Origin of the sequence: Novispirillum itersonii (assembly GCF_014205675.1) — a bacterium.
GTDB classification, from domain to species: Bacteria; Pseudomonadota; Alphaproteobacteria; order Rhodospirillales; family Rhodospirillaceae; genus Novispirillum; species Novispirillum itersonii_A.
On the sequence record NZ_JACIIX010000001.1, the window covers coordinates 239,611 to 265,258 of the forward strand.

The 25,648-nt window shown below is 67.2% G+C and carries 23 protein-coding genes; 13 read left to right on the plus strand and 10 right to left on the minus strand.

Annotated features, from left to right (window positions below):
- The first annotated feature begins 2 nt into the window (after window positions 1-2).
- The 3 genes from FHS48_RS01105 to FHS48_RS01115 are packed head-to-tail and all read left to right on the plus strand — an operon-like array spanning window position 3 to window position 2,346.
- Entirely contained in the window at window positions 3-1,064 is a 1,062-nt protein-coding gene (locus FHS48_RS01105; RefSeq protein WP_311769053.1) for a FecCD family ABC transporter permease, read from the plus strand.
- Window positions 1,061-1,855 carry an ABC transporter ATP-binding protein gene (locus FHS48_RS01110; protein ID WP_184260316.1) on the plus strand — a complete coding sequence of 265 codons (795 nt, stop codon included), beginning with the start codon at window positions 1,061-1,063 and terminating at the stop codon, window positions 1,853-1,855. Before FHS48_RS01105 ends, FHS48_RS01110 begins: the two co-directional genes overlap by 4 nt.
- Before the next feature lie 32 nt (window positions 1,856-1,887).
- Window positions 1,888-2,346: a plastocyanin/azurin family copper-binding protein gene (locus FHS48_RS01115; RefSeq protein WP_184260319.1), complete on the plus strand. Its 459-nt coding sequence runs from the start codon at window positions 1,888-1,890 to the stop codon at window positions 2,344-2,346.
- 115 nt (window positions 2,347-2,461) lie between these two features.
- On the opposite strand, the gene FHS48_RS01120 is transcribed toward FHS48_RS01115, so the two are convergent.
- The 3 genes from FHS48_RS01120 to FHS48_RS01130 all read right to left on the minus strand — a co-directional run bounded on the left by FHS48_RS01120 (window position 2,462) and on the right by FHS48_RS01130 (window position 5,051).
- Window positions 2,462-3,223, minus strand: coding sequence for a hypothetical protein (locus FHS48_RS01120; protein WP_184260322.1), 762 nt, complete (start codon window positions 3,221-3,223; stop codon window positions 2,462-2,464).
- A 279-nt stretch (window positions 3,224-3,502) separates the two neighbouring features.
- Entirely contained in the window at window positions 3,503-4,045 is a 543-nt protein-coding gene (locus FHS48_RS01125; RefSeq protein WP_184260325.1) for a hypothetical protein, read from the minus strand.
- Between the two features lie 130 nt (window positions 4,046-4,175).
- A complete protein-coding gene (locus FHS48_RS01130; RefSeq protein WP_184260328.1) occupies window positions 4,176-5,051 on the minus strand; it encodes a CbiX/SirB N-terminal domain-containing protein in 876 nt (291 codons plus the stop codon).
- A gap of 288 nt (window positions 5,052-5,339) precedes the next feature.
- Here FHS48_RS01130 and FHS48_RS01135 point away from each other — a divergent pair, with 288 nt between their 5' ends.
- Complete coding sequence (locus FHS48_RS01135; protein WP_184260331.1) at window positions 5,340-7,298, plus strand: methyl-accepting chemotaxis protein; 1,959 nt, start codon at window positions 5,340-5,342, stop codon at window positions 7,296-7,298.
- Window positions 7,299-7,319: 21 nt separating this feature from the next.
- Here the strand turns inward: FHS48_RS01135 and FHS48_RS01140 are convergent, their stop codons facing one another.
- Window positions 7,320-8,615: a glycoside hydrolase family 2 TIM barrel-domain containing protein gene (locus FHS48_RS01140; protein ID WP_184260334.1), complete on the minus strand. Its 1,296-nt coding sequence runs from the start codon at window positions 8,613-8,615 to the stop codon at window positions 7,320-7,322.
- Window positions 8,616-8,810: 195 nt separating this feature from the next.
- Between FHS48_RS01140 and FHS48_RS01145 the strand changes: the two genes are divergently transcribed.
- The 7 genes from FHS48_RS01145 (at window position 8,811) to FHS48_RS01175 (ending at window position 15,130) form a co-directional block, all read left to right on the plus strand.
- The gene (locus FHS48_RS01145; RefSeq protein WP_184260337.1) at window positions 8,811-9,254 is read left to right on the plus strand and encodes an SUF system Fe-S cluster assembly regulator; all 444 of its coding nucleotides are present in this window, start codon (window positions 8,811-8,813) and stop codon (window positions 9,252-9,254) included.
- Between the two features lie 54 nt (window positions 9,255-9,308).
- Window positions 9,309-10,757 carry a Fe-S cluster assembly protein SufB gene (gene sufB / locus FHS48_RS01150; RefSeq protein WP_184260340.1) on the plus strand — a complete coding sequence of 483 codons (1,449 nt, stop codon included), beginning with the start codon at window positions 9,309-9,311 and terminating at the stop codon, window positions 10,755-10,757.
- A gap of 166 nt (window positions 10,758-10,923) precedes the next feature.
- Window positions 10,924-11,679, plus strand: a complete 756-nt coding sequence (gene sufC / locus FHS48_RS01155; RefSeq protein WP_184260343.1) for a Fe-S cluster assembly ATPase SufC — start codon at window positions 10,924-10,926, stop codon at window positions 11,677-11,679.
- Between the two features lie 10 nt (window positions 11,680-11,689).
- Entirely contained in the window at window positions 11,690-13,021 is a 1,332-nt protein-coding gene (gene sufD, locus FHS48_RS01160) for a Fe-S cluster assembly protein SufD (RefSeq protein WP_184260346.1), read from the plus strand.
- A complete protein-coding gene (locus FHS48_RS01165) occupies window positions 13,018-14,274 on the plus strand; it encodes an aminotransferase class V-fold PLP-dependent enzyme (RefSeq protein WP_184260349.1) in 1,257 nt (418 codons plus the stop codon). The genes sufD and FHS48_RS01165 overlap by 4 nt, the downstream gene beginning before the upstream one ends.
- Before the next feature lie 38 nt (window positions 14,275-14,312).
- Complete coding sequence (locus FHS48_RS01170) at window positions 14,313-14,705, plus strand: SUF system Fe-S cluster assembly protein (RefSeq protein ID WP_416046497.1); 393 nt, start codon at window positions 14,313-14,315, stop codon at window positions 14,703-14,705.
- A 14-nt stretch (window positions 14,706-14,719) separates the two neighbouring features.
- Window positions 14,720-15,130, plus strand: a complete 411-nt coding sequence (locus FHS48_RS01175) for a HesB/IscA family protein (protein WP_184260352.1) — start codon at window positions 14,720-14,722, stop codon at window positions 15,128-15,130.
- Between the two features lie 78 nt (window positions 15,131-15,208).
- Here the strand turns inward: FHS48_RS01175 and FHS48_RS01180 are convergent, their stop codons facing one another.
- The gene (locus FHS48_RS01180) at window positions 15,209-15,814 is read right to left on the minus strand and encodes a response regulator transcription factor (RefSeq protein ID WP_184260355.1); all 606 of its coding nucleotides are present in this window, start codon (window positions 15,812-15,814) and stop codon (window positions 15,209-15,211) included.
- Complete coding sequence (locus FHS48_RS01185; RefSeq protein WP_184260358.1) at window positions 15,811-17,490, minus strand: ATP-binding protein; 1,680 nt, start codon at window positions 17,488-17,490, stop codon at window positions 15,811-15,813. The genes FHS48_RS01180 and FHS48_RS01185 overlap by 4 nt, the downstream gene beginning before the upstream one ends.
- Before the next feature lie 213 nt (window positions 17,491-17,703).
- Here FHS48_RS01185 and FHS48_RS01190 point away from each other — a divergent pair, with 213 nt between their 5' ends.
- A complete protein-coding gene (locus tag FHS48_RS01190; protein WP_184260361.1) occupies window positions 17,704-18,537 on the plus strand; it encodes a universal stress protein in 834 nt (277 codons plus the stop codon).
- Between the two features lie 30 nt (window positions 18,538-18,567).
- Window positions 18,568-20,457, plus strand: a complete 1,890-nt coding sequence (locus tag FHS48_RS01195; RefSeq protein WP_184260364.1) for a monovalent cation:proton antiporter-2 (CPA2) family protein — start codon at window positions 18,568-18,570, stop codon at window positions 20,455-20,457.
- Window positions 20,458-20,487: 30 nt separating this feature from the next.
- On the opposite strand, the gene FHS48_RS01200 is transcribed toward FHS48_RS01195, so the two are convergent.
- The 4 genes from FHS48_RS01200 to FHS48_RS01215 form a co-directional block, all read right to left on the minus strand.
- Window positions 20,488-22,149, minus strand: coding sequence for a glycosyltransferase family 4 protein (locus tag FHS48_RS01200; RefSeq protein ID WP_184260367.1), 1,662 nt, complete (start codon window positions 22,147-22,149; stop codon window positions 20,488-20,490).
- Window positions 22,146-22,772, minus strand: a complete 627-nt coding sequence (gene aat, locus FHS48_RS01205; RefSeq protein ID WP_184260370.1) for a leucyl/phenylalanyl-tRNA--protein transferase — start codon at window positions 22,770-22,772, stop codon at window positions 22,146-22,148. The genes FHS48_RS01200 and aat overlap by 4 nt, the downstream gene beginning before the upstream one ends.
- 76 nt (window positions 22,773-22,848) lie before the next feature.
- Complete coding sequence (locus FHS48_RS01210) at window positions 22,849-24,855, minus strand: 2Fe-2S iron-sulfur cluster-binding protein (RefSeq protein ID WP_184260373.1); 2,007 nt, start codon at window positions 24,853-24,855, stop codon at window positions 22,849-22,851.
- 30 nt (window positions 24,856-24,885) lie between these two features.
- A complete protein-coding gene (locus tag FHS48_RS01215; protein WP_416046493.1) occupies window positions 24,886-25,515 on the minus strand; it encodes a glutathione S-transferase family protein in 630 nt (209 codons plus the stop codon).
- Between the last annotated feature and the right edge of the window lie 133 nt (window positions 25,516-25,648).

Sequence of the window (25,648 nt, forward strand, 5' to 3'; positions counted from 1 at the left end):
CCGTGCCCGAGTCTCCCCCGGCCGCCCCCGGCTCCTATCATCAGGCCATCGGCCGCCACCGCGCCCGCGAAGGGCGGCGCTGGCGGATGGTGCTGCTGTTCACCACTCTTTCCCTCGCCGTCGGCATTCTGGATATCGCCACCGGCCCGGCGATGCTGCATCCGCTGGCGGTGATTGATGCCCTGCTCCAGAGCGAAGGCCGCGACACCGCCCTTGATGCCATTGTCATCGGCCTGCGCCTGCCGATGGCGCTGATGGCGCTGGTGGTCGGGGCCTCGCTGGGGGCAGGCGGGGCGGAAATGCAGACCCTGCTGAACAACCCGATGGCCAGCCCCTATACCCTGGGTATGGCCGCCGCCGCCGGATTTGGGGCGGCATTGGCGCTGTCCTTCGGCGGCTTCGGCCTGCCGCCGTTGGTCGCGGTCCCGGCCGGGGCCTTCCTGATGGCGATGCTGGCGGCGGGGTTCCTGTTCCTGCTGTCGTCCCTGCGCCGGGTCAGCAGTGAAACCCTGATTCTTGGCGGGATCGCCCTGCTGTTCCTGTTCCAGTCCCTGCTGTCGCTGGTGCAGTTTGTCGCCTCGCCGGAACTGTCGCAGCAGATCCTGTTCTGGCTGTTCGGCAGCCTGACCAAAACCACCTGGACCGGACTGCTGATCACCGCCGCCGTCACGCTGGTCTGCTGCCTGCTGCTGCTGCGCGACTCGTGGCAGCTGGCTGCTCTGCGGCTGGGGGAAGCCCGGGCCCGCAGCCTTGGCATCAACATCCGCGCCCTGCGCCTGAAAGTGCTGATTCTGGTGGCGCTGATGACCGCCACCGCCACCAGCTTTGTCGGCGTCATCGGCTTTGTCGGTCTGGTTGCCCCCCATGTTGCCCGCATGCTGGTCGGCGAGGATCAGCGCTTCTTTCTGCCGATGTCGGTTCTGGCCGGGGCGGTGATGCTGGGCGGGGCCTCGGTGCTGTCAAAATCGATTGTTCCCGGGGCGCTGTTTCCGGTCGGCATCGTCACCGCCGTCATCGGCGTGCCGTTCCTGCTGTGGCTGATCTTCGGAGGGCACCGGCGATGACCGCTCCCGTTCTCTCTCCTCTGATCCTGAAGAGCGTCGGCCTGTCGATCGCCGGGCAGCCGTTGATCCGCGACCTGTCCCTGAGCCTGACTCCCGGGCATCTCTATGCCATCATCGGCCCCAACGGCACCGGCAAGACCTCGCTGATGCGGGCCCTGACCGGCGAAATCCCGCTGGACAGCGGCCATGTGTCACTGGGCGAGGCCACCCTTGGCCGCAGCCACCGCACCGACTGGCACGACCTGTTTTCGTATATGCCGCAGGACAACACCGCCGACATCGCCATGACGGTGCTGGAGGTGGTGGTGATGGGCCGCCTGAAGGCGCTGGACCTGCACATTGATGACGACACCCTGCATCAGGCCCTGCACCGGCTGGACGCCACTGGCATTCTGCCGCTGGCCGACCGGCTGATCGGCACCCTCAGCGGCGGGCAGCGGCAGATGGCCTTCTTTGCCCAGACCCTGATGCGGGACCCCCGGGTGATGCTGCTCGATGAACCGGTCAGCGCGTTGGATCTGTCGCACCAGCTGGCCCTGCTGGACCATCTGGCCGACCAGACCCGCCGCCATCAGTGGATCAGCGTGGTGATCCTGCATGACCTGAATCTGGCGGCCCAATATGCCGATGCCCTGATCGTGCTGGGCGGCGGTGGCCTGAAGGCCTTCGGCCCCCCGGCGCAGATCCTGACCCCGGCCCTGATCGCCGATACCTACGGCGTCGAGGCCGATGTGCTGTCCGACCGCCACGGCAGACCGCTGGTACAGCCGCTGCGCCGCCGGTCCGCCTGATCTGTCTTCCTTTTTTATTCCTGAGGCCCCCGATGACCCGTTTCCGCCCTCTCCTCGCCGCGCTGTTGATCGCCGGAACCACCGCTGCGGCCCCCCTGACCGCCACAGCAGCAGAGCACACCATCCGCATGCTGAACTATGGCCCCGATGGCAGTATGGTGTTTGACCCGCCATTCCTGAAAACCGCCGTCGGCGATACCGTCACTTTTGTTCCGGAAAACAGCGGGCACTTTGTGCAGTCCTACGCCACCCCGGACGGCGTCACCCCGTGGAAGAGCGCTGCCGATCAGCCATTCACCGTGACGTTGGAGAAGGAAGGGGTTTATCTCTACGTCTGCCCACCGCACCTGATGATGGCAATGATCGGCGTGATCCAGACCGGGGCCGCCACCAATCTGGACGCCGTCACCGAAAAAGCGAATCGCCTGCGGCCCAAGCTGGTGATGAAGGGCGAACGTCTGGAGCAGTATCTGTCCCGCGTCGGGAAATAAGGGCTGCGGCTGGCAGCACGGAAAGACTCCGGCCCGAAAAAGGAAACCCCCGGGACCATCCATGCCGATGGCCCGGGGGTTTTACATCGCCGGACTGTTCAGTCCGGATCAGACCTCAGGCGGCCCGGACCAGCGACGGGCGGGCCGGAACCACGAGGGAGGGGCTGCCGGAGCGGATCACGCCGCTGCGCCCGCTGCCCGTACCGTTCTTGGCAATAAACACATCGCGGAACGCGCCTTTGCCACCGGTCCACAGCGGTTCAGTCCATCCCGACAGATGCAGGGTCTTCAGCGGCCCCTGCGCCGACGGCGGCAGCGAGGCGGCGCTGATATGCTGGGACATGAACGGGGCCAGATCGCGGGCCAGAGCAGCACAGCCGCCCATCTGCGGCGACAGCGGCAGTCCGGACAGGCCCAGATGGGCCATCTCGTGGATCATCGCCTCTTCGCCCAGCCCGGCCCCGGTGCCATAGCTGTTCTGGTCGACTTCGGTGATGTGCTTGATCACAAAGCCCAGAAACTTCTTCAGGATCGCCGACAGGTCAGCCCCGGAAATACGCCCTTCGACCAGAGGGGCAAACACGTTGGCGTTCCACCATTTAGCGATCCCGACATGGCTTTCCGCGTGGGCGCGGGCCGTATCGGCCGAAATCAGGCCCAGCGACAGCTCCAGCGCCATGCCCTCTTCTTCGACCATGCAGTGCACAAGCCAGTAGACCGTAATCGTATCAACGAAGTAACGGGCAAGCTCCATGTTCTCCTGTGCAGCTGCGGTCGAGCCGCGCTCAAGAAGAATCAGGAACATGGCGTGATGAATATCGCAGTACCAGTGTTTGGTCTTCAGGTCTTCCGGCAGGCGGTGGGTGACACCCTGCATCGCGCCTGTCCCTCCCCCAAACGCTGAAGACGGGCCGGAAGCAGTGCTGCTGCCCGGCAGCACGGACGCGGTCTGGACGTTCATCATCGGAACGGCTCCCATCGGACGATACTCCCCCTGTACTCTATCTTATTATTATTCCAATTCTAGAAGAATGCTCTTCTTCCCCACACCGCGAATAGCATTAAGATCTACCCCCGCAAAGCCAAAATGAATATGTCTCCGCAGAAAAATTTACTCCGGAGGGGGTAATCCTTTGGGGAGAGGAGGAAGAGGGGCTCACAGCGCCGCCTCAACCGGATGCTGCTGCGGGAAATCCAGACGGACGATCATCCGCGATCCGAGATCGGAAATCTGGAGAACGCCCCGGAGGGCATCAATCCGCTCGGGGAGACTGGTCTCAATCAGATGCCCCCGCGCCAGCTGGGCCAGAGAGGCGGCACAGGGCGACTGCACCACCATCATCAGGCGGGCCTGACGCACCCCCCGCGCATCCACAAAAGACAGGACTTCCAGATAGACCGGGGATAGGCCACCGCTCCGGCCGGGCATATCCGGGGTCATGGAATAGCGGCAGTGCAGAAGGGTGGACAGCAGCGCCTCGACCACCCGCTCGGCATCTCCGAACGGATCAAGGATCGGAAAATGCCCGTCAACAATGCAGGAGAGCCCGGAGCCGGAGGCGCAGCGGTTCAGGCGGCGCAGCCGGTCAGCCACCACCCGGACGGCATCGCCCAGATCGCAGAAGCGACGGGGGGCCGATCCGGCAGACATCTGCGACCGGAACGGCAAGCCACCGAAATCGGGACCAAGGATCGCCATACCATCCTGCCCATGCCGTGCACCGAACCCATTTCCGGACCGGACCAAGCATACGGCCAGACACCGCCCTTGCCACCTGCTCCACAGCATATCGCCGATGTTCCTTGGTATACCGGGCCATCCGCCCCGATCACCGGGTTAAATGCGGAAACGCCATATCCTCAATAATATCAATAAGATCAGGAGAGCTTCCGATCCCCCGCCAATACCACACCTGACGGTCGCCGCAGGCCACCGGCCCGGTCAGATCCGGGGCGGACGGGGCGACATCCTCCGCCGTCAGGCCGAACTGGGGGGGAACGTCCTCGCTGCCATGCATGCCTTCGGCGATCAGCATCGGCATCACGATCACCACCGGGGACGCCGTCAGCTCCCGCCAGTCAGTCACCAGCGGGGCCTCCTCGATAAAGCAGGCATGGACCCGGGGGCCGTGCACCGCCGCCGCCAGACGGTCCGCCAGCTGGGTAATCGTGGTCGATGACCCGCCCGGGCGGCGGGAGCCATGGCCGACCAGCAGCACCGTGACCTGATCGGGTGGCCACCCTGCCGCGCGGATACGGGCCAGAGCCGCATCGATCCGGCGGACCATGATCTGCTCGACCAGCGGATGAGCCCCGATCGCCCCGGTCAGAATCACCTGCCCGGGATATCCGGCCGCCGCCAGTTCCGCCGGGATTTTCTCCCGGGTGAAAATCCCGTCCGAGGCAAAATTGGGCACCACAATCACCCGGGGGGCGGTCAGGGCGGCCAGCGCCTCGCGGATAAACGGTGGCTCCTTCCAGAAGGCCACCGCCACCGTGCACCACGGCCCCCGCTGGCGCAACCGCTCTGCCAGAGCCAGAGTCGGCAGGCGGGCGCGCTCCGTTCTGGCCGAGCCATGCCCGACCAGCAGCAAGGCCGGGGCGTCTTCCACCGTGCACAGGGCCTGTAGGCGTCCCTGCCGGTCTGTTCCCGATGGAACCGAACAGCCCCCCTCCCCCGGAACACCATGATGCAGGTCAGTCATTGCGGCGATCTCCAGAGCAGCACGTCAACAGGATCCCCCATAAAGTATAGCAGGTCTGTGACAGCGATAGCGTCCCGCATTGCATTTCGCCTCGCCGTTTGAGGAGCGGTCTCCGCCAGACCCGTGCATCTTTTCAAAATTTGATAGTAAACATATCAATATTTACATGCTTTGCATTTTGATAGCATTTTTGAAGATGCATCCACCACCCGAGACAGAACCGGCATGGTTCTTGCCACCCACTCCTGTCTGCGTCCCCACCCTGTCCCTCTGCCCGGGAGAACGGCCATGCTTCTCAGAAAAACCAGAATCGAATTCCAGATGGGGTTGATCCTGGCGATCGTCATCATCGGCTTCCTTCCGATCTGGGGCGTGACATCCTGGCAGCGCACGGTCAGCGAGGCCGCCGCGCAACAGAAAGAGGACAGCAGCCGCATCAGTTCCGCCCTGAACGCTATCCAGCTGGGGTTCCTCAATGCCCGCCGCAACGAGAAGGACTTTCTGCTCCGCCTGAGCCTGACGGAGACAGACAAGCATGCCGCCACCCTTACCGCGACCATCGACCAGATCAACGGGCTGACAGGCCGCCTGTCCGGAGAAGATCTCGCGCTGGCCAAGGAAACGGAAACCCTGCTCCAGGACTACAGCCGCCAGTTTACGGCCATTGTCACCGACTGGAAAGAACTGGGGCTGACAGATGCTGACGGCCTGCGCCTGAGCCTGCGCAATGCGGTTGCGGTCTTTGAGGGGATCGTCCGGTCCCAGCAGGATGACCGCCTGAACGTCCTGATGCTCGACATGCGGCTGCGGGAGAAGATGTTTATCGCCGACCCGAAAGAGCAGGATGCCACCCGCCTGACCGCCATCAGCACCCGGCTTCTGGCCGCCGTGCAGGACAGCGCCCTGTCCGACTCCGACAAACAGGCGATCACGCAGTACGTCGGCGATTACGTAAAGGCCTTCCAGCGCTACGCCACGGTCCGCCTTGCCCTGCCGGGCAAACTGTCGGGTCTGTCGCAGACCTTTGCCCGGGCAGAGCCGCCGCTGGCCACCCTGCGGGACCGGTCCACCCAGCGGATGGCCGCCGCTGACGCCAATCTGGCAGAGGTCACCCGGACGGCGGCAACAGCGGTGACCACCGTGCTGATCACCGTGCTGGCGGTGATGGTGGCGGTGGTCGTCATCATCGCCCTCGGCCTGACCCGGCCGCTGGCGGCGATGGCCAGTACCATGCAGCATCTGGCGAACGGCAATCTGCGGATCGAGATCCCCGCCATCGGCTGGAAGAACGCCATCGGCCAGATGGCCGCAACCGTCGCGGTCTTCAAGACCAACGCCGAAGAGGTCGCCCGCCTGAATCAGCAGGCCGAAGCCGCCCGGCAGCAGGCCGCCGCCGACCGCAAGGCGATGATGGACCGGCTGGCCGAAGAGTTTGAACAGGCCACCGGCACCGTGATGCAGGCCCTGATCACGGTCTCCACCTCGCTCGATGCGCAGGTGGGCGCGGTTGCCCGCGACTCGCAGGACGTTCTGGCGAAAGCCGGGGCCTCCGCCCTCTCTGCCAACGACGCCACCACCAATGTGGAGGCCGTTGCCGCCGCTGCCGAGGAACTGTCTGCCGCCATCGGCGAAATTTCGGCGCAGGTGGACCGGTCCGTCCGGCTGGCCGCCGAGACCTCCGGCGTCACCCGCGACACCCTGTCGCGGGTCGAGAGCCTGTCGCAGGCTGCCGGGCGGATCGGGGAAGTGGTGGCGCTGATCACCGCCATCGCCGATCAGACCAACCTTCTGGCCCTGAATGCCACCATCGAGGCGGCCCGGGCCGGGGATGCCGGAAAGGGATTCGCCGTCGTCGCCAACGAAGTCAAGACGCTGGCCAGCCAGACCGCCCGCGCCACCGAGGACATCACCCGGCAGGTCGGGGCGGTGCAGACCGCGACAGCGTCATCGGTTGCGGCCATCAACACCATTGCCGCCAATGTGCACCGCATTGACGAGAACATGGCCGCCATCGCCGCCTCGGTGGAGCAGCAGGGGGCGGCAACGCAGGAAATCGCCCGCAATGTGCATGATGCCGCCGGGGCAACCCGGGGCGTTTCCACGGCGGTGGAGGATGTGACGGTGCTGGCCCGCACCACCAGCGACGCCACCGACAGCCTGAACACCGCCATCGGCGACCTGCGGCAGCGCACCGGGGATCTTCAGGGCCGCATCAACGACTTCCTGCGCTATATCCGCTCGGCCTGAGATCGGCCCCCCGGCAGAAGCTCAGCGGACCAGAAACGGCAGATTGGCGGTGGCGGCCTTGCCGGTGGGATTGCGGACGGTGGCAAACAGGCGGTAAGCCCCCGGTTTCTCCGGAGCCCGGAAGCGGATCACCGCCGGACCCTGCTCCAGCACCGTCACCGCCACCGGCGGCGGCACCGCCTCAGCATCGCCACCCTTGCGGAGGTCGGTGGCCTCTTCCCGCACCTCCCACGTGGTGGTCAGGGGCTGCCCCTGCGGGTCGGTGACCGCCAGCGTCGAGGACACCTCCGCCCCCGGCGCAAAGACATCGGCATTGATGCCGACCCCGGTCAGGTCCGGGGCCGGGGCGGCTGGCGGCAGACCGCTGTCCATCACCTGCCACTGCCGGGTCAGCGCATCGGTCATCGCCGTCAGGCCCCCGTCCGGCATCAGCAGGCTGTGCCATGTCGCGGTCTGTTCCTGCTTTTCGCCCCACAGGAACGGGAACACCCCGACAATCTGCGACTGCTGCCGCAGCCATGGCAGCGACTCGGTGAAAAACTCCGCCTTCTGGCGGCTGGTCAGCTCCACCGGGGCCCCCCACGGCTTGCGTCCGGCCTGCCACTGGCCGAGCGCCCCCAGCTCGGTGATCACCACCGGCTTGCGGATGCCTGCCGTGGTCAGGCGGTCCGGCAGATCGCGGTAAGCCCCGGCGTAAATATTGATCCCCAGCAGATCCACCGACCGGCAGCAGGCCGCCAGCGGCGTCAGCCGGTCCATGCCGGTATCCGCCACCACCATCATCGTCGGGTGATCCGGGTCCTCTTCCTTCACCGCCGCCGCCATGCGGTCCACCAGCGTCCACACCGGGGCCGGGTCTGCCACCTCGGTCTCCACCTCGTTGCCCACGCCCCACGCCAGCAGCGCCGGGTGATCCTTATGGGTGCGGACGAAAGCGCGCAGGCGCTGTTCCTGCTCCGCCACCGCCTTGGTATCGGTGATATCAAAGCCATGGCGCGGGTGGGCCAGCCACAGGCCCATCACCACCTTCAGGCCCAGCGGCTCCGCCGCGTCCAGCACCCAGGCATCCGATTCGCGGTAGACCCGCACCACCTTGACCCCGGCGGCGGCGGCGGCGATCAGATCGGCGCGGGTACCCTCAAAGGCGACCCCGGAATGCATCAGCCGCTTCGCCACCAGCCGGAACGCCGGGGCAATCGCATCAGCACTGATATCACTGCGTTTCAACGGTTCCTCCGCCCCGGCCGGAGCGGCCGAGGCCACAAGGCAGGACAGAACGGCAGCAGACACGCAGGCAACGGAGCGGCGGAGCGACATACGATATTCCGGTTTTGCAGGGCCCCATCCGCACAGCGCATGGGAGACCCGAGGATTGCAGCTTGAAACAGGACCATTTTGGTCTTATTAAAAAGGGTACCGATTTGGTACGGTATTCCGCACCGGCGGCCCTGTCCAGCAGCAGCATACCAGCTGCGCGCAGAAACAGCGGCACCGGGTTTACAGGTAAGGTCGATGTTCCGCATCAACAAGCTCACCGATTATGCAGTCGTTCTTCTGGTCGACATGGCCCGCCACGGCGGCCAGCGGTCTGCCCAGCAGATTGCGGCTGACACCGGGGTGCCGATGCCGACCGTTGCCAAGGTGCTGAAGCTGCTGGCCCGCGACGGGCTGGTGGTTTCCACCCGGGGCGCGGGCGGTGGCTACGGGCTTGGCCGTGATGCGGTGCGTATCACCGTCGCCGACATGATTCAGGCAGTGGAGGGGCCGATCGCCCTGACCTCCTGCGTCGAGTCGGCGGAGGATGACTGCGGCATCGAAAGCCTGTGCCCGATGCATGGCCACTGGAACCGGGTGAACCGTGCGGTCCATGACGCCCTGTCCAGCCTGACGCTGGCGGAGATGGTCAGTGATCCGCAGCCGTTCCGCCCGCCGGTTCCGGCCACGCTTCCGGCGTGACACCGCACCAGACCGCAAGAAAACGAGAGAGCACGGTAAAAGGAACCCCTTCCAATGGCGGCCACCGACAGCACCGCACAAACGGTGAAGGAACTGGAGCGCTACAAGTACGGCTTCGAAACCAATATCGAGACCGAACTGGCGCCCAAGGGTCTGAACGAAGACATCATCCGCTTCATCTCCGCCAAGAAAGAGGAGCCGGAGTGGCTGCTGGAATGGCGCCTGAAGGCCTACCGTCAATGGCTGACCATGACGGAACCGACCTGGGCCAACGTGCGCTACCCCGCCATCGACTTTCAGGACGCGCATTACTATGCCGCCCCGCGCCAGAAGATTGCGCCGAAGAGTCTGGAGGAGGTCGACCCCGAGCTGCTGCGCACCTACGAAAAGCTGGGCATCCCCCTGCGGGAACAGGAAGCGCTGGCCGGAGTCGCCGTCGATGCGGTGTTCGATTCCGTCTCGGTGGCCACCACCTATAAAAAGCGCCTTGAGGAAATGGGCGTGATCTTCTGCGCCATTTCCGAAGCGGTGAAGAAGTACCCGGATCTGGTGCGCAAATATCTGGGCTCCGTGGTGCCGCCGGGCGATAATTTCTATGCCTGCCTCAATTCGGCGGTGTTCACCGACGGCTCTTTCGTTTACGTGCCGAAGGGCCTGCGCTGCCCGATGGAACTGTCCACCTACTTCCGCATCAACGAGAAGAACACCGGGCAGTTTGAACGCACCCTGATCGTCTGTGACGACGGTGCCTATGTCTCCTATCTGGAAGGCTGCACCGCCCCGCAGCGCGACGAGAACCAGCTTCACGCCGCCGTGGTCGAGCTGGTGGCCCTCGATGATGCCGAGATCAAGTATTCCACCGTCCAGAACTGGTACCCCGGCGATGCCGAGGGCAAGGGTGGCATCTACAACTTCGTCACCAAGCGCGCCGCCTGCCGGGGCCGTAACTCCAAGGTGATGTGGACGCAGGTGGAAACCGGCTCCGCCGTGACCTGGAAATATCCGTCCTGCATCCTTCAGGGGGAAAACTCGGTCGGCGAATTTTACTCGGTGGCGATCACCAACAATCACCAGCAGGCCGATACCGGCACCAAGATGATCCACATCGGCAAGAACACCCGGTCAAAGATCATCTCGAAAGGGATTTCCGCCGGGCATTCTGACCAGACCTACCGTGGTCTGGTCCGCATCCAGCCGGGGGCCGACGGGGCCCGCAACTTCACCCAGTGCGACAGCCTGCTGATCGGCGATCAGTGCGGGGCCCACACCGTGCCCTACATTGAGACCAAGAATCCGACCGCCCGCACCGAGCATGAGGCCACCGCCAGCCGCATCTCCGAAGACCAGCTGTTCTACTGTCTGCAACGCGGCCTGAACCCGGAAGATGCCGTCGGCCTGATCGTCAACGGCTTCTGCAAGGAAGTGCTGCAAACCCTGCCGATGGAATTCGCCGTCGAAGCCCAGAAGCTGGTCGCCATTTCGCTGGAAGGCAGCGTCGGCTAGAGCATTTTCAGATTGAGTGGAATCCTGTCAATCGAAGAAAATGCTCTCTTTTTAAAAAGTTAGAGCGTTTTCAACCGCAAAACCGGTGTCCACTTTTGCTGAAAACGCTCTGAGGCCCAACGCCCGCTGACCGCCTTCCGCACCGGACAAAAAAGAGAGAGTTCCCATGGCCCTGATTGAAATCCGCAATCTGCATGCCTCCGTCGATGGCAAGGACATCCTGAAGGGTGTCGATCTGGTGATCGAGCCGGGCAAGGTCCACGCCCTGATGGGGCCGAACGGCACCGGCAAATCCACCCTGTCCAACATCATCGCCGGGCGCGACGGCTACACCATCACCGACGGCGACATCCTGCTGAACGGGCAAAGCCTGCTGGAGATGGAACCGCAGGACCGGGCGCTGGCCGGGATCTTCCTGTCGTTCCAGTACCCGGTGGAAATTCCCGGGGTCGCCACCTCCACCTTCCTGAAGGCGGCGATCAACGCCCGCCGCCGGGCCGCCGGGGAGGGCGAGATCGACGCCATGGAATTCCTGAAGCTGGTCAAGGCCAAGGCCAAGGAACTGGGCGTGCGCGATGACATGCTGAAGCGCCCGGTCAACGTCGGGTTCTCCGGCGGCGAGAAGAAGCGCGCCGAAGTCCTCCAGATGGCGCTGATGACCCCGCGCTTCGCCATCCTTGACGAAACCGACTCCGGCCTCGACATCGACGCCCTGAAGGTGGTGGCCGACGGCGTCAACGCCCTGCGCAGCCCGGACCGCTCCTTCCTCGTCATCACCCATTACCAGCGCCTGCTGTCCTACATCGTTCCCGATGTGGTGCATGTGTTCGCCGGGGGCCGCATCGTCCGCACCGGCGGGCCGGAGCTGGCCGAGGAACTGGAAGCCAAGGGCTACGCCGATTACACCGGCGCTGCGGCGTAAGGGGGATCCGATGACCGCATCTGCCCTCTCCCTCGTCACCGTCACGGAAGCGGCGCAGGCCGCCGCCCCGCTGACGGATGCCGCCCTGACCGCCCTGCGGGCCGAAGGCCTGACCGCCTTTGCCGCCCACGGACTGCCGACCCGCACTCACGAACGCTGGAAGTACACCCGGGTCAGCCCGCTGGCCGAAGTGTCCTTCGTCGCCGCCCCCACCGGCGGGGATGCCACCGCCATCCAGACCGCTGAGGAGCAGGCGCTGAACGTGCCGGGAGCCCTGCGTCTGGTGCTGGTCAACGGCCGCCTGCGCCCTGACCTGTCCGATGCCGCCGCCCTGACACAGGCCGGTGTCAGCATCCAGACCCTGTCGGACGCCATCGCCACCGATGCCGCCGCCGTCAAGGCCGGGCTGGGGCAGGCGCTGGCGCTGGCCGACAATCCGTTCGTCGCCCTCAACACCGCCGCCCTGTCCGATGGTCTGGTGATCCGGGTTTCCGCCACCCCGCAGGCGGCCACCCCGCTGCACCTGCTGTGGATCACCGATGCCGCCGCCGGGGCCGCCGTGCTGGTGCAGCCGCGCCTGCTGGTGGAAATCGGCCGGGGGGCGGCCCTGACCCTGATCGAAAGTCAGGTCGGGGCCACCGGGGGGGACACCGGGGGGGACAGCCTGACCAACCGCGTCAGCGACATCACCCTTGGCGATGACGCCCGCCTGACCCACATCAGCCTGCACAACGACAGCCGGCAGGCCCGCCTGCTGACTGCCCTTCAGGCGCGGATCCAGCGCGGCGCGGTGTATGACGGCTTCGCCCTGACCCTCGGCGGGGCGCTGGTGCGCGCCGACCTGCGGGTGGAGCTGCTTGGCCCCGGTGCCGAAGCCCGCCTGAACGGGGCCTATGCCGCCGGAACCGGCCAGCATGTCGATACCACCAGCTTCATCGACCATGCCGCCCCGCACTGCACCTCTGCCCAGACCCTGAAAGGGGTGCTGGACGGCACCGGGCGCGGCGTGTTTCAGGGCCGGGTCAACGTGCAGCGCATCGCCCAGAAGACCGACGGCCATCAGCTTCACAAGGCGCTGCTGCTGTCGCGCGGGGCGGAAGTGGACACCAAGCCGGAACTGACCATCTTCGCCGATGACGTCAAGTGCAGCCACGGGGCCGCCACCGGCGAACTGGACGAAGACGCCCTGTTCTATCTTCAGGCCCGGGGTCTGGATCCTGACACCGCCCGGTCGCTGCTGATCGAAGGGTTCCTTGATGACGTGGTTGAACTGGTCAGCGACGACGCCCTGCGCGACGCCCTGACCGCAAAAATCCACCAGTGGCTGGAGTCCCGGTCATGAACGCCCCTGTCGCCGCCCCCCTGCTGAACCACCGCCCGTTTGATGTCGAGGCCGTCCGCCGTGACTTCCCGATCCTGTCGCGGACCGTGCATGGCAAGCCGCTGGCCTATCTCGACTCCGGGGCCTCGGCCCAGAAGCCGCAGATGGTGCTGGATGCGGTGATGCGGGCCTATTCGGAAGAATATGCCAACGTCCACCGGGGCGCTTACTGGCTGTCGGAGCGCGCCACCGCCAACTACGAGTCGGTGCGCGGCAAAATCCGTGCCCGCCTGAATGCGGCGGATGAGCGGGAAATCGTGCTGACCCACGGCGCGACCGAAGCCTTCAACCTGATCGCCCAGACCTATGGCCGCACGGCTTTGCAGCCGGGCGATGAGATCATTATTTCGGCGCTGGAGCACCATTCCAACATCGTGCCGTGGCATATGCTGCGCGACGAGAAGGGACTGGTGCTGAAGATCGCCCCGATCCATGACGACGGGTCCTTCGACATGGCCGGGTTTGAGGCGTTGCTGACCGACCGCACCAGACTGGTGTCGGTGGCCCATGTCTCCAACGTGCTGGGCACGGTGCTGCCGGTCGCCGAAATCACCGCCAAGGCGCATGCCGCCGGGGCGGTGGTGGTGATCGACGGCTGTCAGGGCGTGGTCCACCGCCCGGTGGACGTGCAGGCGATCGGCTGTGACTTTTACGTCTTTGCCCCGCACAAGCTGTATGCCCCGACCGGCATCGGCGTGCTGTACGGCAGGCTGGACATGCTGGAGCGGATGCCGCCGTGGATGGGCGGCGGCGACATGATTTCCTCCGTCACTTACGAGAAAAGCGAATGGGCCGCCGTGCCCGCCAAGTTCGAGGCCGGGACCCCGCCGATCGTTTCCGCGATTGGTCTGGCGGCGGCGCTGGACTACCTCGCGCAGTTCGATGCCGGGGAGATCCACGCCCATGAAGAGGCGATGCTGGCCTACGCCATGGAGCGTCTGGCCGACATCGACGGCCTGACCGTCCATGGCACCGCCCCGGGCAAGAGCGGGATCATCTCCTTCTCCATGGCCTATGCCCATCCGCATGACATTGCCACCGTGCTGGACCGGCAGGGGGTCTGCGTCCGCGCCGGGCACCACTGCGCCCAGCCGCTGATGGAGCGCCTTGGCGTGCCCGCCACCGCCCGCGCCAGCTTTGGCATGTATACCAACACCGCCGACATTGACGCGCTGGTCAAGGCCCTGCGCAGCGTGCAGACGCTGTTCGGCTGACCGGCGACGAGAGTGAAGAGGCTCCCCCAACCATGACGATGCGCCCCCCGATGTACGCTTACGAACCGCCGCCGCCCGCCGAAGAGATGGAAGCTGAAGCCGGATCCCCGCTGGATCCCGGCCTGCCGATCGCGGCCGAAGAAGATATCGTGGCCGCCCTGCGGTCGGTCCACGATCCGGAAATCCCGGTCAACATCTACGACCTCGGCCTGATCTACGAAATGAAGATCGCCGAGAACGGTGATGTCGCCGTCACCATGACCCTGACTGCCCCGGCCTGCCCGGTGGCGGGGGAAATGCCGGACGAAGTGGCCCATGCCGTTGCCCGCGTTGAGGGGGTTGGCCGGGTCCGCGTCTCGCTGACGTGGGAACCGCCGTGGACCCCGGAGCGGATGAGCGAAGTGGCCCGCGTCGCGCTGGACATGTTCTGAGGAGGAACTCCGCCATGGCAACCGCCTCTCCCCCCACCCCCACTCCCACCTCTCCGGCCAAGCCGGTGCGGCAGGCCCCGAAGATCCTGACCCTGACCGACGCCGCCGCCGACCGGGTGAAGGAGCTGATGGCAAAATCGGACAAACCGGTGGTCGGCCTGCGGGTCGGCGTCCGCACCCGGGGCTGTTCCGGCCTGTCCTATGTGGTGGAATACGCCGAGGAAAAGCTGCCGTTTGAAGATGCGGTGGAGGACAAGGGAGTCACCATCCTGATCGACCCCGCCGCCTTCATGTACCTGCTGGGGGCGACCATGGATTACCGGGTCGATAAGTTCGCCGCCAGTTTCGTGTTTGAAAACCCCAACGAAACCGGCCGCTGCGGCTGTGGCGAAAGCTTCTCGGTCGATCCGACCGTCGAGGCCTGATCCCCGGCAAAATCCGGCAGCGGTACGCCGCTATTGATGCCCCCTGTTCCGCTGCGGTGGAACGGGGGGTTTTCTTTTTCAGTCCGCCAGCAGCAGGGCCAGCCGGGCCAGCTCCGACACGCTGCCGACCCCCATTTTCTCCATCACCCGGGCGCGGTGGGTTTCCACGGTCCGCACCCCGATATCCAGCCGCAGGGCGACATGCTTGTTGGACAGCCCCTCGGCAATCAGCAGCATCACCTCCCGCTCCCGCGGGCTCAGGGCGGCGGCCCGCTGGCAGGCGTCGTCCTGCTCCTGCCGCTGGCGGCGGTCGCGGGCATCGCGTTCCATCGCCTCCCGTACCCGGTCAATCAGGCGGTCCTCGTCAAACGGCTTCTGAAGAAAATCCACCGCCCCGGCGCGGAAGGCGGTGACGGCGGCAGGCACATCGCCATGGCCGGTGATGATGATCACCGGCAGGGTGATCCCCTGCCGGACCATTTCTTTCTGCAAGGTCAGGCCATCCATACCCGGCATGCGGATATCCAGCACCGCACAGCCCCGGTCCCCGGCCCCGACCACCGCCAGAAAGGCATCGGCGGACGGAAAGGTGCGGACCCGCAGCCCGGCCAGCTCAAGATGCAGGGCCAGCGCATCGCGGACCCCTTCATCATCATCAACCACAAAAACGGTCGGTTCGCTCATTCCCCGTCTCCTTCCCGGTCCTGTTCCGCGGCGGCCAGCGGCACGGTAAAGCGGAACGCGGTCCCCCCTTCCGGCAGCCGCTGGGCCGACAGGGTGCCGCCATGGGCATCAAGGATCGAGCGGGCAATCGACAGTCCCAGCCCCATTCCGGTGTCCTTGGTGGTGATGAACGGCGAAAACAGATGCCGCTCAACAATCTCCGACAGGCCCGGCCCACGGTCGCGGACCGTCACCGCCACACAGTCGGCGTCGATTCTGGCAGAGACCATAATCTGCGGCCCCTTCACCCCGCCGGACACCACTCCGCCGGGGACCGAGCTGACCGCCTCCGCCGCATTGCGCAGCAGATTCAGCAGCACCTGCTGCAACTGGATGGCATCGCCCCGCACCGCCGGCAGCCCGGCAGGTACATCCGCTGCGGCGCTGACCTCCTTCTGCCGCAGCACCGGCCCGGCCAGATCCAGACTGTCAGCGATCAGGTCCGCCACCTCCAGCCGGTCACGGCGGCTTTCCCCCTTGCGGACAAAGTCGCGCAGGCTGCGCATCACCCGGTCGGCCCGCTCCGCCTGCGCCACCGCCTTGTCCAGCGTTTCCGCCAGCTGGTCCGACACCCCATCCCGCCGGGCAATCTTGCGGGCGGCCCGGGTGTAGCTCATCGTCGCGGTCAACGGCTGGTTCAGCTCGTGGGCCAGCGCCGCCGTCATTTCCCCGGCTTCGGTCAGGCGGGAGGCATGGGCAAAATCGGTCTGGCGTTCCTGCACCCAGGCTTCCGACCGCCAGCGGTCGCTGACCACCGCTCCCAGAAGCTGGGCGGTGACGGTCAGGGCCAGCATCAGCATCTGGAAGTGCATCATGCGGTCGGCGTCCACCCCGACCCCCTGCATCGCCACCAGCAGGCCGGTCTGGGTGGCCAGCACCCCCAGCACCGCCCCCGGCAACCCGTGGCGGGAGGCAATCCACACCAGCGGCAGGAACAGGATGTAAAAATACTCATAGCGGTCCGACGACAGCGGCCCGAAATCCGCCCACAGGGCCAGCCCCACCGCCGCCGCCTGCGCCGCCGCCTCGGCGATCCGCCCCGGCGGCGGCCACCGCCAGTGCCGCGACAGCAGCAGGGCGGGCAGCCGCTTGCCCCACACCAGCAGGAACGGCGTGATCACGGCAATCCCGATCACCTCGCCGGTCCAGTGACGCAGCAGCATCGTCGGAAACTGGCCCCACGGGAACAGGCCCAGCGCCGTGAACAGGCCGATGTACAGCGCGCCGACCACGGCGGCCGCCCCGGCCCCGACGCCCAGCAGGCGGGCCACATCTCCCCGCCGCGCCAGCCCCGGCCCGATCTGGAACCGGATCCGCAGAAACAGGGCCGCCCCGCCATAGACCGCCGCAATCACCGCATTGGACAGCAGGATCGCCCCCGGCCCGACCGGCATGCCGCGCACCAGCACATCCGCCAGCACCAGCGCCAGCCACACCGCCGGCAGCACCCGCGCCCCGGCCACCAGCACCACCGCCATCACCAGCCCGGACGGCGGATTCCACGGGGTGATGTTCAGGGGGGCCACTTCGTTGAAAAAGCTGATCCAGTCGAGGAACAGATGGGCCAGCAGATAGGCCGCCGACAGCGCGGTCAGGCGCAGCGGGGTCAACGGAATCCGGACGGCGGGGACAGACATCATCATTCCCGCAGCATAGCACGCCGCAGCGGACAGACCAGTCCGGCCCCCTCCGTAAGGATACGGAGGCCCGATCCAATTCATCAACACAACCATACAGTTAGCAAAACAGGCCCCGGACGGTCCGTATTCATGCGGATGGCCGCCCGGCCCCGGTTCCCCCATCTTTGACAGCATCGGACTGTTCCCAGTCACCCCAGAAGAGGCCCGGACATGAAACGGATCCTGCTGGCCACCGATCTGGCCCCCCGCTCTGACCGCGCCATGGCGCGGGCGGTGCAGCTGTGCGCCCAGTTCGGGGCCACCCTGACCGCTCTCTACGCCATCCGCAGCGGTGTGGATAAGGGCATGCTGGATAATCTGCCGCCGCACCTTATCGAAGCGGAAATCCGCCGCCATCTGGATCAGGTGCCCGGCGCGGCAGAGATCCCCGCCACCGCCGTTGCCGTGCGCGGCCCGGTTGAGGAGGCCGTCGCCGATCAGGCCGCCCTGACCGGGGCCGATCTGCTGGTGGTCGGCCACACCGGGCCGTCTGACGGCCCGTTTTCGGTGACCACGGTGGAGAAAATCAACATTGCCAGCCCGGTGCCGCTGCTGGCGGTCGGTGCCCGCCCCTTCGGCCGTTACGCCGGGGCGCTGGTGGCGGTGGACTTCACCCCGGCCTCGCGGGCCTCCGTGCTGGCGGCGATGGCGCTGATTCCCGACGGCACCCTCGACCTGCTGCACGTCTGCGACCTGCCCGGGCTGGACCGCACCCAGCCGGTGGATGCCGAAACTCTGTCCGGCGACTTTGACCGCCTTCTGCACGGCCTTCCCACCGGCCAGCATCTGATTACCCGCCTCGCCCTGTCCGGATCGCCGGTGCCGACCATCCTCAACACCGCCCGCATCAGCGACCAGACGCAGGTGATCGTGATGGCCACCACCGCCCGCAGCGGCGTCGGCCGCGCCCTGCTGGGCAGCGTCGCCCATGATGTGGTCGAACGCGCCCCCGCCGATGCCCCGGCCCGTGACCTGCTTCTGGTCAAGGAATCCGCCCAGCCCTAAGCCTCTTCGCCCCCCCGGAGGACACCGCCGATGCCCCATGCCACACCCCTGATCTCCACCATCGTCGCCGGGATCGTCCTGGCGTTCATCTTCGGGGCCATCGCCGCCCGGCTGCGGGTACCGCCGCTGGTGGGCTATCTGATCGCCGGGATCATCGCCGGGCCGTTCACCCCCGGCTTTGTCGCCGACCAGACACTGGCCCCGCAGCTGGCGGAGATCGGGGTGATCCTGCTGATGTTCGGGGTCGGGCTGCATTTTTCGCTGAAAGATCTGCTGTCGGTGGCGCGGATCGCCATCCCCGGGGCCATTGCCCAGATTGCGGTGGCCACCATCCTCGGCCTGCTGCTGGCGATGGCGCTGGACTGGTCGGTGGCCTCCGGGCTGGTGTTCGGTCTGGCGCTGTCGGTGGCCAGTACGGTGGTGCTGCTGCGGGCGTTGCAGGACCGGCGGGAGATTGATACCCGGCGCGGGCGGATCGCCGTCGGCTGGCTGATTGTCGAGGATCTGGCCATGGTGCTGGCGCTGGTGCTGCTGCCGGCGCTGGCCAGCCTGACCGGCGGCGACGGCACCGTGGTGCCCCACGACTGGCTGACCGCCAGACTCAACCCCGGCATCCTCGGCGCCCTGCTGATCACCCTGCTGAAGGTGGCGGCCTTTGTGGCGGTGATGCTGATCGTCGGGCGGCGGGTGATTCCGTGGCTGTTGCAGGCGGTGGCCCGCCTCGGCTCGCGGGAGCTGTTCCGGCTGGCGGTGCTGGCAATTGCGCTGGGGGTGGCATTCGGGGCGGCCAAACTGTTCGGGGTGTCGCTGGCGCTGGGGGCCTTCTTCGCCGGGATGGTGCTGAGCGAATCCGATCTCAGCCACGAGGCGGCACAGGAATCCCTGCCGCTGCGCGATGCTTTCGCGGTGCTGTTCTTCGTGTCGGTCGGCATGCTGTTTGATCCCGGCATCCTGCTGCGGGAGCCGCTGCCGCTGCTGGTCACCCTGTTCATCATTCTGGTCGGCAAGTCGATCGCCGCCTTCCTGATCGTGCGGGCCTTCGGCTACCCGATCCGCACCGCCCTGACCATCTCCGCCAGTCTGGCCCAGATCGGGGAGTTTTCCTTCATCCTGATCGAACTGGGGATCGGCCTTGATCTGGTGCCGGAACGGGCGCGCGGGCTGGTGCTGGCCGGGGCGATTGTCTCGATCCTGCTGAACCCGCTGATGTTTGCCATCGCCGACTGGGTGTTGCGCCGGGTCGAAAAGCCTGACGGCTCCGCCCCGGCAGACACCGGCACCGCCGAAACCCCGCCGTCGCCCGCCCCGGTTCCGGCCCAGACTGTGGCCCCGGCCATCGCCGCCGCCCCGGCAGGCCGCACCGCCGTACCCGGGGATGTCGACTGTGCCCCGCTGCCCTCCACCGCCGGGCTTTCGGCGGACCCCGAGGCCCCGCCGCAGGAAACCGGGCTGTCCGGGCATGTGGTGCTGGTCGGGCATGGCCGGGTCGGCAGTCTGGTCGCCCGCAGCCTGCGGGACCGCGACAGCGCCTTTCTGGTGATCGAGGATATCGACACCACCGTCGATGACCTGCGTCAGGACGGGCTGGAGGTGATCGCCGGAAACGCCGCCAGGGCCGAGGTGCTGCGTGCCGCCAATCTGGGGGCCGCCCGCTGCATGGTGGTTGCCATCCCCAACGCGATTGAGGCCGGTCAGGTGGTGCGTCAGGCCCGGTTACTGAACCCGGACCTGCCGATCATTGCCCGCGCCCATTCCGATGCACAGGTGGAACATCTGCGCGGTCTGGGGGCGGATACGGTGATCATGGGCGAACGGGAAATCGCCCGGGGCATCTGCGGCCATCTGTTTCCGCCGGTTCCGGCCCTGCCCGCCCCCCGGGTGATGGTGGCAGAGACCGGACCGCTGCCGGACGCCCCGTAACCGGGGCAGAGACCGGGCGGTTCTTCAGGATCAGGAAGACGCCCGGATCCGGATCAGGTCCACCTTCATCAGCCACACCAGCCCACGGGCCAGTGCCGCCTGACGTTCCGGCGGGGTCTCCGCCAGTACCGTCCCGACGGTCAGGGGACCGGCCCGCAGACGGGCGAACAGCGCGGCGGCCTCCGCCTCCGTCGGCGGCACCTGCGGGGCAATGGCGGCCACCGTCAAGGCCCGCCGCTGCCGGAACGCCGCCAGCGGGTCCGGACCGGGGCCAAGGGTGACCAGAAGGTCATCCCGCAGCAGGCCCGACGGATACCCGGCGAACAGGGCGAACGGATCCAGCCGCAGCGGCGGGGCCTGCCGGGGCTTGTCCGCCGCCGCCCGCCGCCGCTCCGCCAGCGCCGCCCACAGGGCCTCGTACTGGCCGATCACCGTTTTCCAGTCAAAGGTCTGCCGGGCCCGCTGCTGCCCGGCCTGCCCCATCCTCCGGCGCAGCTCCGGCGACAGCACCAGTGCCCGCAGGGCCTGCTCCACCGCCCCGGTATCCACCGCCGTACTCTGGCTGACGGTGCCGCAATACTGATCGTAACTGTCGAGGTCAAGGTCATGGCGCAGGGCGATATCCTCCCCCAGTCCGCCCGGCGGCATCAGGGTCGGCACCCGGATCCCGTCAACGCCATCGCGCACGGTGTCGCGGTAGCCGTCCCAGTCGGTCACCACCACCGGCAGCCCGGCGGCCATCGCCTCCACCGGGGTCAGGCCGAAGGTTTCCTGCACATTATCGGACAGCGACACAAACACATCGGCAGCCGCCCACGCCGACCGCAGGGTGTCCGGATTCCGCCCCTCCAGCGGCTGGCGGCGCACCCCCGGCATCAGGGTGGCGGCGGCCTGCGCGAAGCCGTTGACCTGCTTTTCGCCGCCATACCAACCGGCCTCAAGCAGATGCAGGGTCCGGCCCGGCGGCAGGGTCTCCGCCACCCGCTGCGCCGCCAGATACAGCGGCAGCGGGTTGGCCTTGCCGTGGAAGGACATCCGCCCGACAAACAGCAGGGCCACATCCGCCGGGGCAATCCCCAGCGCAGCCCGGGCCTGCGGGCGCAGCTCCGGCAGTCCGGCATAGTCATCACAGTGTACCCCCAGCGGAATCACCGGAAGCTGCGGCACCACAAACCGGCTGGCCCCCAGCCGCTGATGCAGGTCCTGCCCCAGGGCCTCCAGCATCCGCTGCACCGTCGCCCGCACCACCGACGAGGTGCAGATCACCGCATCCCACGGCTCCAGCGGAGCGGTCAACAGCGACAGCGACAGCGCTTCCATCGCCCGCGCCGACGCCGTGGTGTGGGTCACCCCGCACAGGGACCAGCCCGCCCCGCCATCCAGACGCTGCCGGGTCCGGGCCAGCGCCGCCAGCACCGGGCCGGGGGTGAACAGGCAGCCGGGGCCGGACGGCGGGCGCAGGGCCTGCATCCGCTCCAGCGGCAGCCAGCCGACCGGGCGGTCCCCAAGATCCGCCGCCACCAGCCCCAGCCCCTGCCGGGCCTCTTCCACGTTGCGGGCCGCCAGCAGCAGCGGCCCCTGCGACCACCGGGCCATGCCACGCAGGAAGCCGTATCCGGCGGCATGGCGGCCCTTCAGATCCTGCCGGGCGGTGATATAGCCATCGGGGGCATAATGGATTGCCGCTGTCATCCGGTCCCGTGCTCCGGCCAAGGATCGTCCGGCCAGCGGGCAGGCACCGCAAGCGCCGCCCGCAGCCGCCGGTGATACTCGGCCCGGGGAATCTCGACCGCCCCGAACCGGGCCAGATGGCCGGTGATAAACTGGGTATCCAGCAGCACGAACCCCCCGGCCCGCAACCGGTCAATCAGGGCGCACAGCGCCACCTTCGAGGCATCGGTCCGGCGGGAAAACATGCTTTCGCCAAAAAAGGCCCCGCCCAGCGCCAGACCGTACAGGCCACCGACCAGTTCACCGTCCTGCCAGGTCTCCACCGAATGGGCATAGCCATCCCGGTGCAGGGCGGTGAACAGGGCGACAATCTCCGGGTTGATCCAGGTTTCCTGCCGTCCGGGGGCGGGGGCGGCACAGTTTTCCATCACCGCCGGGAACGCCCGGTCCGCCGTGGTGATCATGTCGCCCCGGCGGAGGGTTTTTTGCAGGGAGCGCGGAACGTGGAACGTCTCCAGCGGCAGGATGCCCCGCAGATCCGGGTCAATCCAGTGCAGGTGCGGATCATCGCGGGTGCGGGCCATCGGAAACAGCCCGCAGGCATAGGCCCGCAACAGCAGATCAGGGGTAATGCGATCAGTCATGCCGCTGACAGTGGCACAGGGCGCGCCCCCGGAAAAGGGGGAGAACGCGCCCCGGCCCTTCCGGAAACGCCTGTGCTTACAGGGCGACGGTCAGCCCGGTGCAGCCTGCGGCGGGAACCGTGCTGCACAGCAGGATCTCCCCTTCCATGGCCGTCGCCGTCATCGCCCGGACCGGACTGACGGCCCCTGCCTCCAGACGGGTGGCACAACTGCCGCAGGATCCGCCGCGACATCCGGCAGGCGGCGACAGACCGGCGCGCTCCGCCACCTCCAGCAGGGTTCCGGCCTCCGGCGTCCACGTCACCACGGTCCCGCTGCGGCTGAAGCGGACCTCCACCGGCCCCCCGGCAGGGGAGGACATCACTCTGGCATCCTCCTGCCCCGACCGGATCAGCGCCGACGGACCGAAGGCTTCCGCCCGGATCGCCGCATCCGCCAGACCGGCGGCCCGGAGCAGATCATAGGCCCCTTGCATGAACGGGGGCGGCCCGCACAGATAAGCGGTCACATCGCCCTGTGTCAGGTCCGGCAGCCCGGCCCCGGCCAGCACGGCGGCGTCAAGAAGCCCGATGCCGTCGTAGTCCTGCCCGGCCACCGCCCCAAGGGGATCGGACAGCAGGCGGATCAGCCGGACCGGAGCGGCGGAGCGCCGGGCCAGATCCGTCAGTTCCGCCATCAGGGCGCGGTCCGCCACAGACCGCGCCGCGTAAAACAGCCACACCGGGCGCGGCTGCGGGGCCGTCACCACCGCCTCCAGCATCGCCCGGATCGGGGTGATGCCGATCCCCGCCGCCAGCAGCAGCACCGGACCGGTCTCCGCCGGATCCAGCACAAACTGCCCGGCCGGGGCCGCCGCCTCCACCACCGCTCCCGGTTCCAGACCGTGCAGGGCGGCGGAGGCCTGCCCCTCCCGCTTGACGCTGATGCGGTAACTGTCGGCATCGGCCAGCCGTGACAGGGTATAGACCCGGGTCAGCACCGATCCATCCGGCAGGGGGATCCGCAGCGGCAGGTGCTGGCCCGGCCGGGCGGGGGGCAAGGGGGGGCCGTCCGCTGCCGTCAGAATCAGGGACCGCACCACCGCACTCTCCTGCCGCGTCGCCTGCACCCGCAGACGCCGCCAGCCGGAGGAGTCCGGCCACACCCCGGTTCCGGCGAGAAACGGCGAACGGGCCTCCTCTGTTTCCTGCCAGCGCAGCGGCATCATGCCCCGGCGCCGCACCACCTGCCGGGGCCGGACCTGCCAGTACCGTTCCGCCCCCGCCACGCCCGGGTCTTCCGGCAGGGTTAGCAGCACCGCTGCCTCCCCGCTGATTTGCAGGGTGTCGCCGCTGTCCCAATCGAGGAACAGCAGCCCGGCCCGCCCGGTTTCAACGATATTGCCGAGGGTGTTGAAGAAGCGGTTCCCGGCGAAATCCGGCACCGTCAGGGTGCCATCGGCCTCCACCCGCACAAAACCGGGAGACCCGCCCCGGTGCGAGACATCGACCCGGCGGCCGTCCGGCCCGTCGTAGAAGCTGGCGACGAAAAAGGTCTCCGCCGCCCGGATCAGCGCCCGGGCGGCAGGGTCCAGCCCCGGCAGGATCTCCGGCGGGGCCGACGGGGGCACCGCCGGATCCCGGGTGAACACCGCCGTCCGGCCATGAATGTACTTCGGGCAATTGCCGAAGGACTCCGACAGGGCAATGTGCAGATGGTCCGCCGACACCGCCGCCAGCGTTCCATTCAGCCGGTTGCGGCGGCGGGTGTGCGGTTGCAGCCCCAGCAGCCCGACCGCATCCCCCTTCCGCAGGCCCGCGCTGGCCGGATCCCCGGAATCCTGCCGGGCCTGCACGGTCAGGTGCCAGCGGTCCGGGGCGTCAAGGAACCCCGGCACTCCGGCGCGGACCGTCGCCCACGGCCATCCGTCCGAATCCACCGCCCCCAGCAGGACGAACGGCAACAGCGGATAAAAATCACGGTGCTGATCCAGCAGGTGATCGCGCATCACCCGCCGCCCGATCGCCTCCAGCTCCGCTTCAGCCCCGATGGTGCGCTGCATCTGGATTTCCCCCGGATGCCACGGGGATGGGTGTCCGCTCATGCCGCTCTCCTCTCCGTCAGGGGTCTGAGGTCAGGCGTCCAGACCAACCGGGGTTTTGACGAACGGCACGAAGCCCGGCAGGGCCTCCACCCGTTCCAGCCACGCGGTGATGGCGGTATAGGCAGAGCGGTCAACGAACCCTTCCGGACAGCGGGCGATGTAGCTGTACAGCCCGACATCGGCGATGGTCGGCTGATCGGTCCCGGCAATCCAGCGGCGGGTTGACAGCACCTGATCAATCACCCCCAGCACGGCATGGGACCGGCTGTGCAGTTCGTCCATATCGACCGTGCGGTTGAACAGCACGGCAATCCGCGCCGCCGCCGGGCCGAACGCGATCTTGCCCGCCGCCACCGCCAGCCAGCGCTGCACTTCCGCTTCCTGCGCCGGATCCTGCGGCAGCCAGTGCGACGGGCCGACTTTGCGGGCGGCATAGACCATGATCGCGGTGGAATCGGCGACGATCACCCCGCTGTCATCCAGCACCGGGATTTCCCCGAAAGCGTTCAGGGCCAGAAACCAGTCGGATTTCTGTTCCTTGATGCTCAGGTCAATCGGCACCAGCTCATGCGGCACCCCGGCCAGCGACAGGAACAGGTGGGCCCGGTGGGCGTGGCCGGACAGCGGGTGATAATACAGCTTCATCGGGGTCTCTTTCATGGGGGGTCTCTCCGATCCGTGCCGCCGGTCACACCGGGCGGCTGTTGATGTCCCCCGGACTGTCGCACAACACTGTGAAAGCGATAATCCACCGCTATTGCAGTTCACTCTTGTCAAAATCAGCAATACTCTA

Excerpts from the sequence above, each read along its gene's own strand:
- FHS48_RS01115 (WP_184260319.1), top strand. The coding sequence starts at position 1,888 with ATGACCCGTTTCCGCCCTCTCCTCGCCGCGCTGTTGATCGCCGGAACC.
- FHS48_RS01165 (WP_184260349.1), top strand. The coding sequence starts at position 13,018 with ATGAACGCCCCTGTCGCCGCCCCCCTGCTGAACCACCGCCCGTTTGAT.
- FHS48_RS01210 (WP_184260373.1), bottom strand. The coding sequence starts at position 24,855 with ATGAGCGGACACCCATCCCCGTGGCATCCGGGGGAAATCCAGATGCAG.
- FHS48_RS01215 (WP_416046493.1), bottom strand. The coding sequence starts at position 25,515 with ATGAAAGAGACCCCGATGAAGCTGTATTATCACCCGCTGTCCGGCCAC.
- FHS48_RS01170 (WP_416046497.1), top strand. The coding sequence starts at position 14,313 with ATGCGCCCCCCGATGTACGCTTACGAACCGCCGCCGCCCGCCGAAGAG.
- FHS48_RS01120 (WP_184260322.1), bottom strand. The coding sequence starts at position 3,223 with ATGCAGGGTGTCACCCACCGCCTGCCGGAAGACCTGAAGACCAAACAC.
- FHS48_RS01180 (WP_184260355.1), bottom strand. The coding sequence starts at position 15,814 with ATGAGCGAACCGACCGTTTTTGTGGTTGATGATGATGAAGGGGTCCGC.
- FHS48_RS01110 (WP_184260316.1), top strand. The coding sequence starts at position 1,061 with ATGACCGCTCCCGTTCTCTCTCCTCTGATCCTGAAGAGCGTCGGCCTG.
- FHS48_RS01195 (WP_184260364.1), top strand. The coding sequence starts at position 18,568 with ATGCCCCATGCCACACCCCTGATCTCCACCATCGTCGCCGGGATCGTC.
- sufD (WP_184260346.1), top strand. The coding sequence starts at position 11,690 with ATGACCGCATCTGCCCTCTCCCTCGTCACCGTCACGGAAGCGGCGCAG.
- sufC (WP_184260343.1), top strand. The coding sequence starts at position 10,924 with ATGGCCCTGATTGAAATCCGCAATCTGCATGCCTCCGTCGATGGCAAG.
- FHS48_RS01190 (WP_184260361.1), top strand. The coding sequence starts at position 17,704 with ATGAAACGGATCCTGCTGGCCACCGATCTGGCCCCCCGCTCTGACCGC.
- FHS48_RS01200 (WP_184260367.1), bottom strand. The coding sequence starts at position 22,149 with ATGACAGCGGCAATCCATTATGCCCCCGATGGCTATATCACCGCCCGG.
- aat (WP_184260370.1), bottom strand. The coding sequence starts at position 22,772 with ATGACTGATCGCATTACCCCTGATCTGCTGTTGCGGGCCTATGCCTGC.
- FHS48_RS01125 (WP_184260325.1), bottom strand. The coding sequence starts at position 4,045 with ATGGCGATCCTTGGTCCCGATTTCGGTGGCTTGCCGTTCCGGTCGCAG.
- FHS48_RS01185 (WP_184260358.1), bottom strand. The coding sequence starts at position 17,490 with ATGTCTGTCCCCGCCGTCCGGATTCCGTTGACCCCGCTGCGCCTGACC.
- sufB (WP_184260340.1), top strand. The coding sequence starts at position 9,309 with ATGGCGGCCACCGACAGCACCGCACAAACGGTGAAGGAACTGGAGCGC.
- FHS48_RS01175 (WP_184260352.1), top strand. The coding sequence starts at position 14,720 with ATGGCAACCGCCTCTCCCCCCACCCCCACTCCCACCTCTCCGGCCAAG.
- FHS48_RS01145 (WP_184260337.1), top strand. The coding sequence starts at position 8,811 with ATGTTCCGCATCAACAAGCTCACCGATTATGCAGTCGTTCTTCTGGTC.
- FHS48_RS01130 (WP_184260328.1), bottom strand. The coding sequence starts at position 5,051 with ATGACTGACCTGCATCATGGTGTTCCGGGGGAGGGGGGCTGTTCGGTT.
- FHS48_RS01140 (WP_184260334.1), bottom strand. The coding sequence starts at position 8,615 with ATGTCGCTCCGCCGCTCCGTTGCCTGCGTGTCTGCTGCCGTTCTGTCC.
- FHS48_RS01135 (WP_184260331.1), top strand. The coding sequence starts at position 5,340 with ATGCTTCTCAGAAAAACCAGAATCGAATTCCAGATGGGGTTGATCCTG.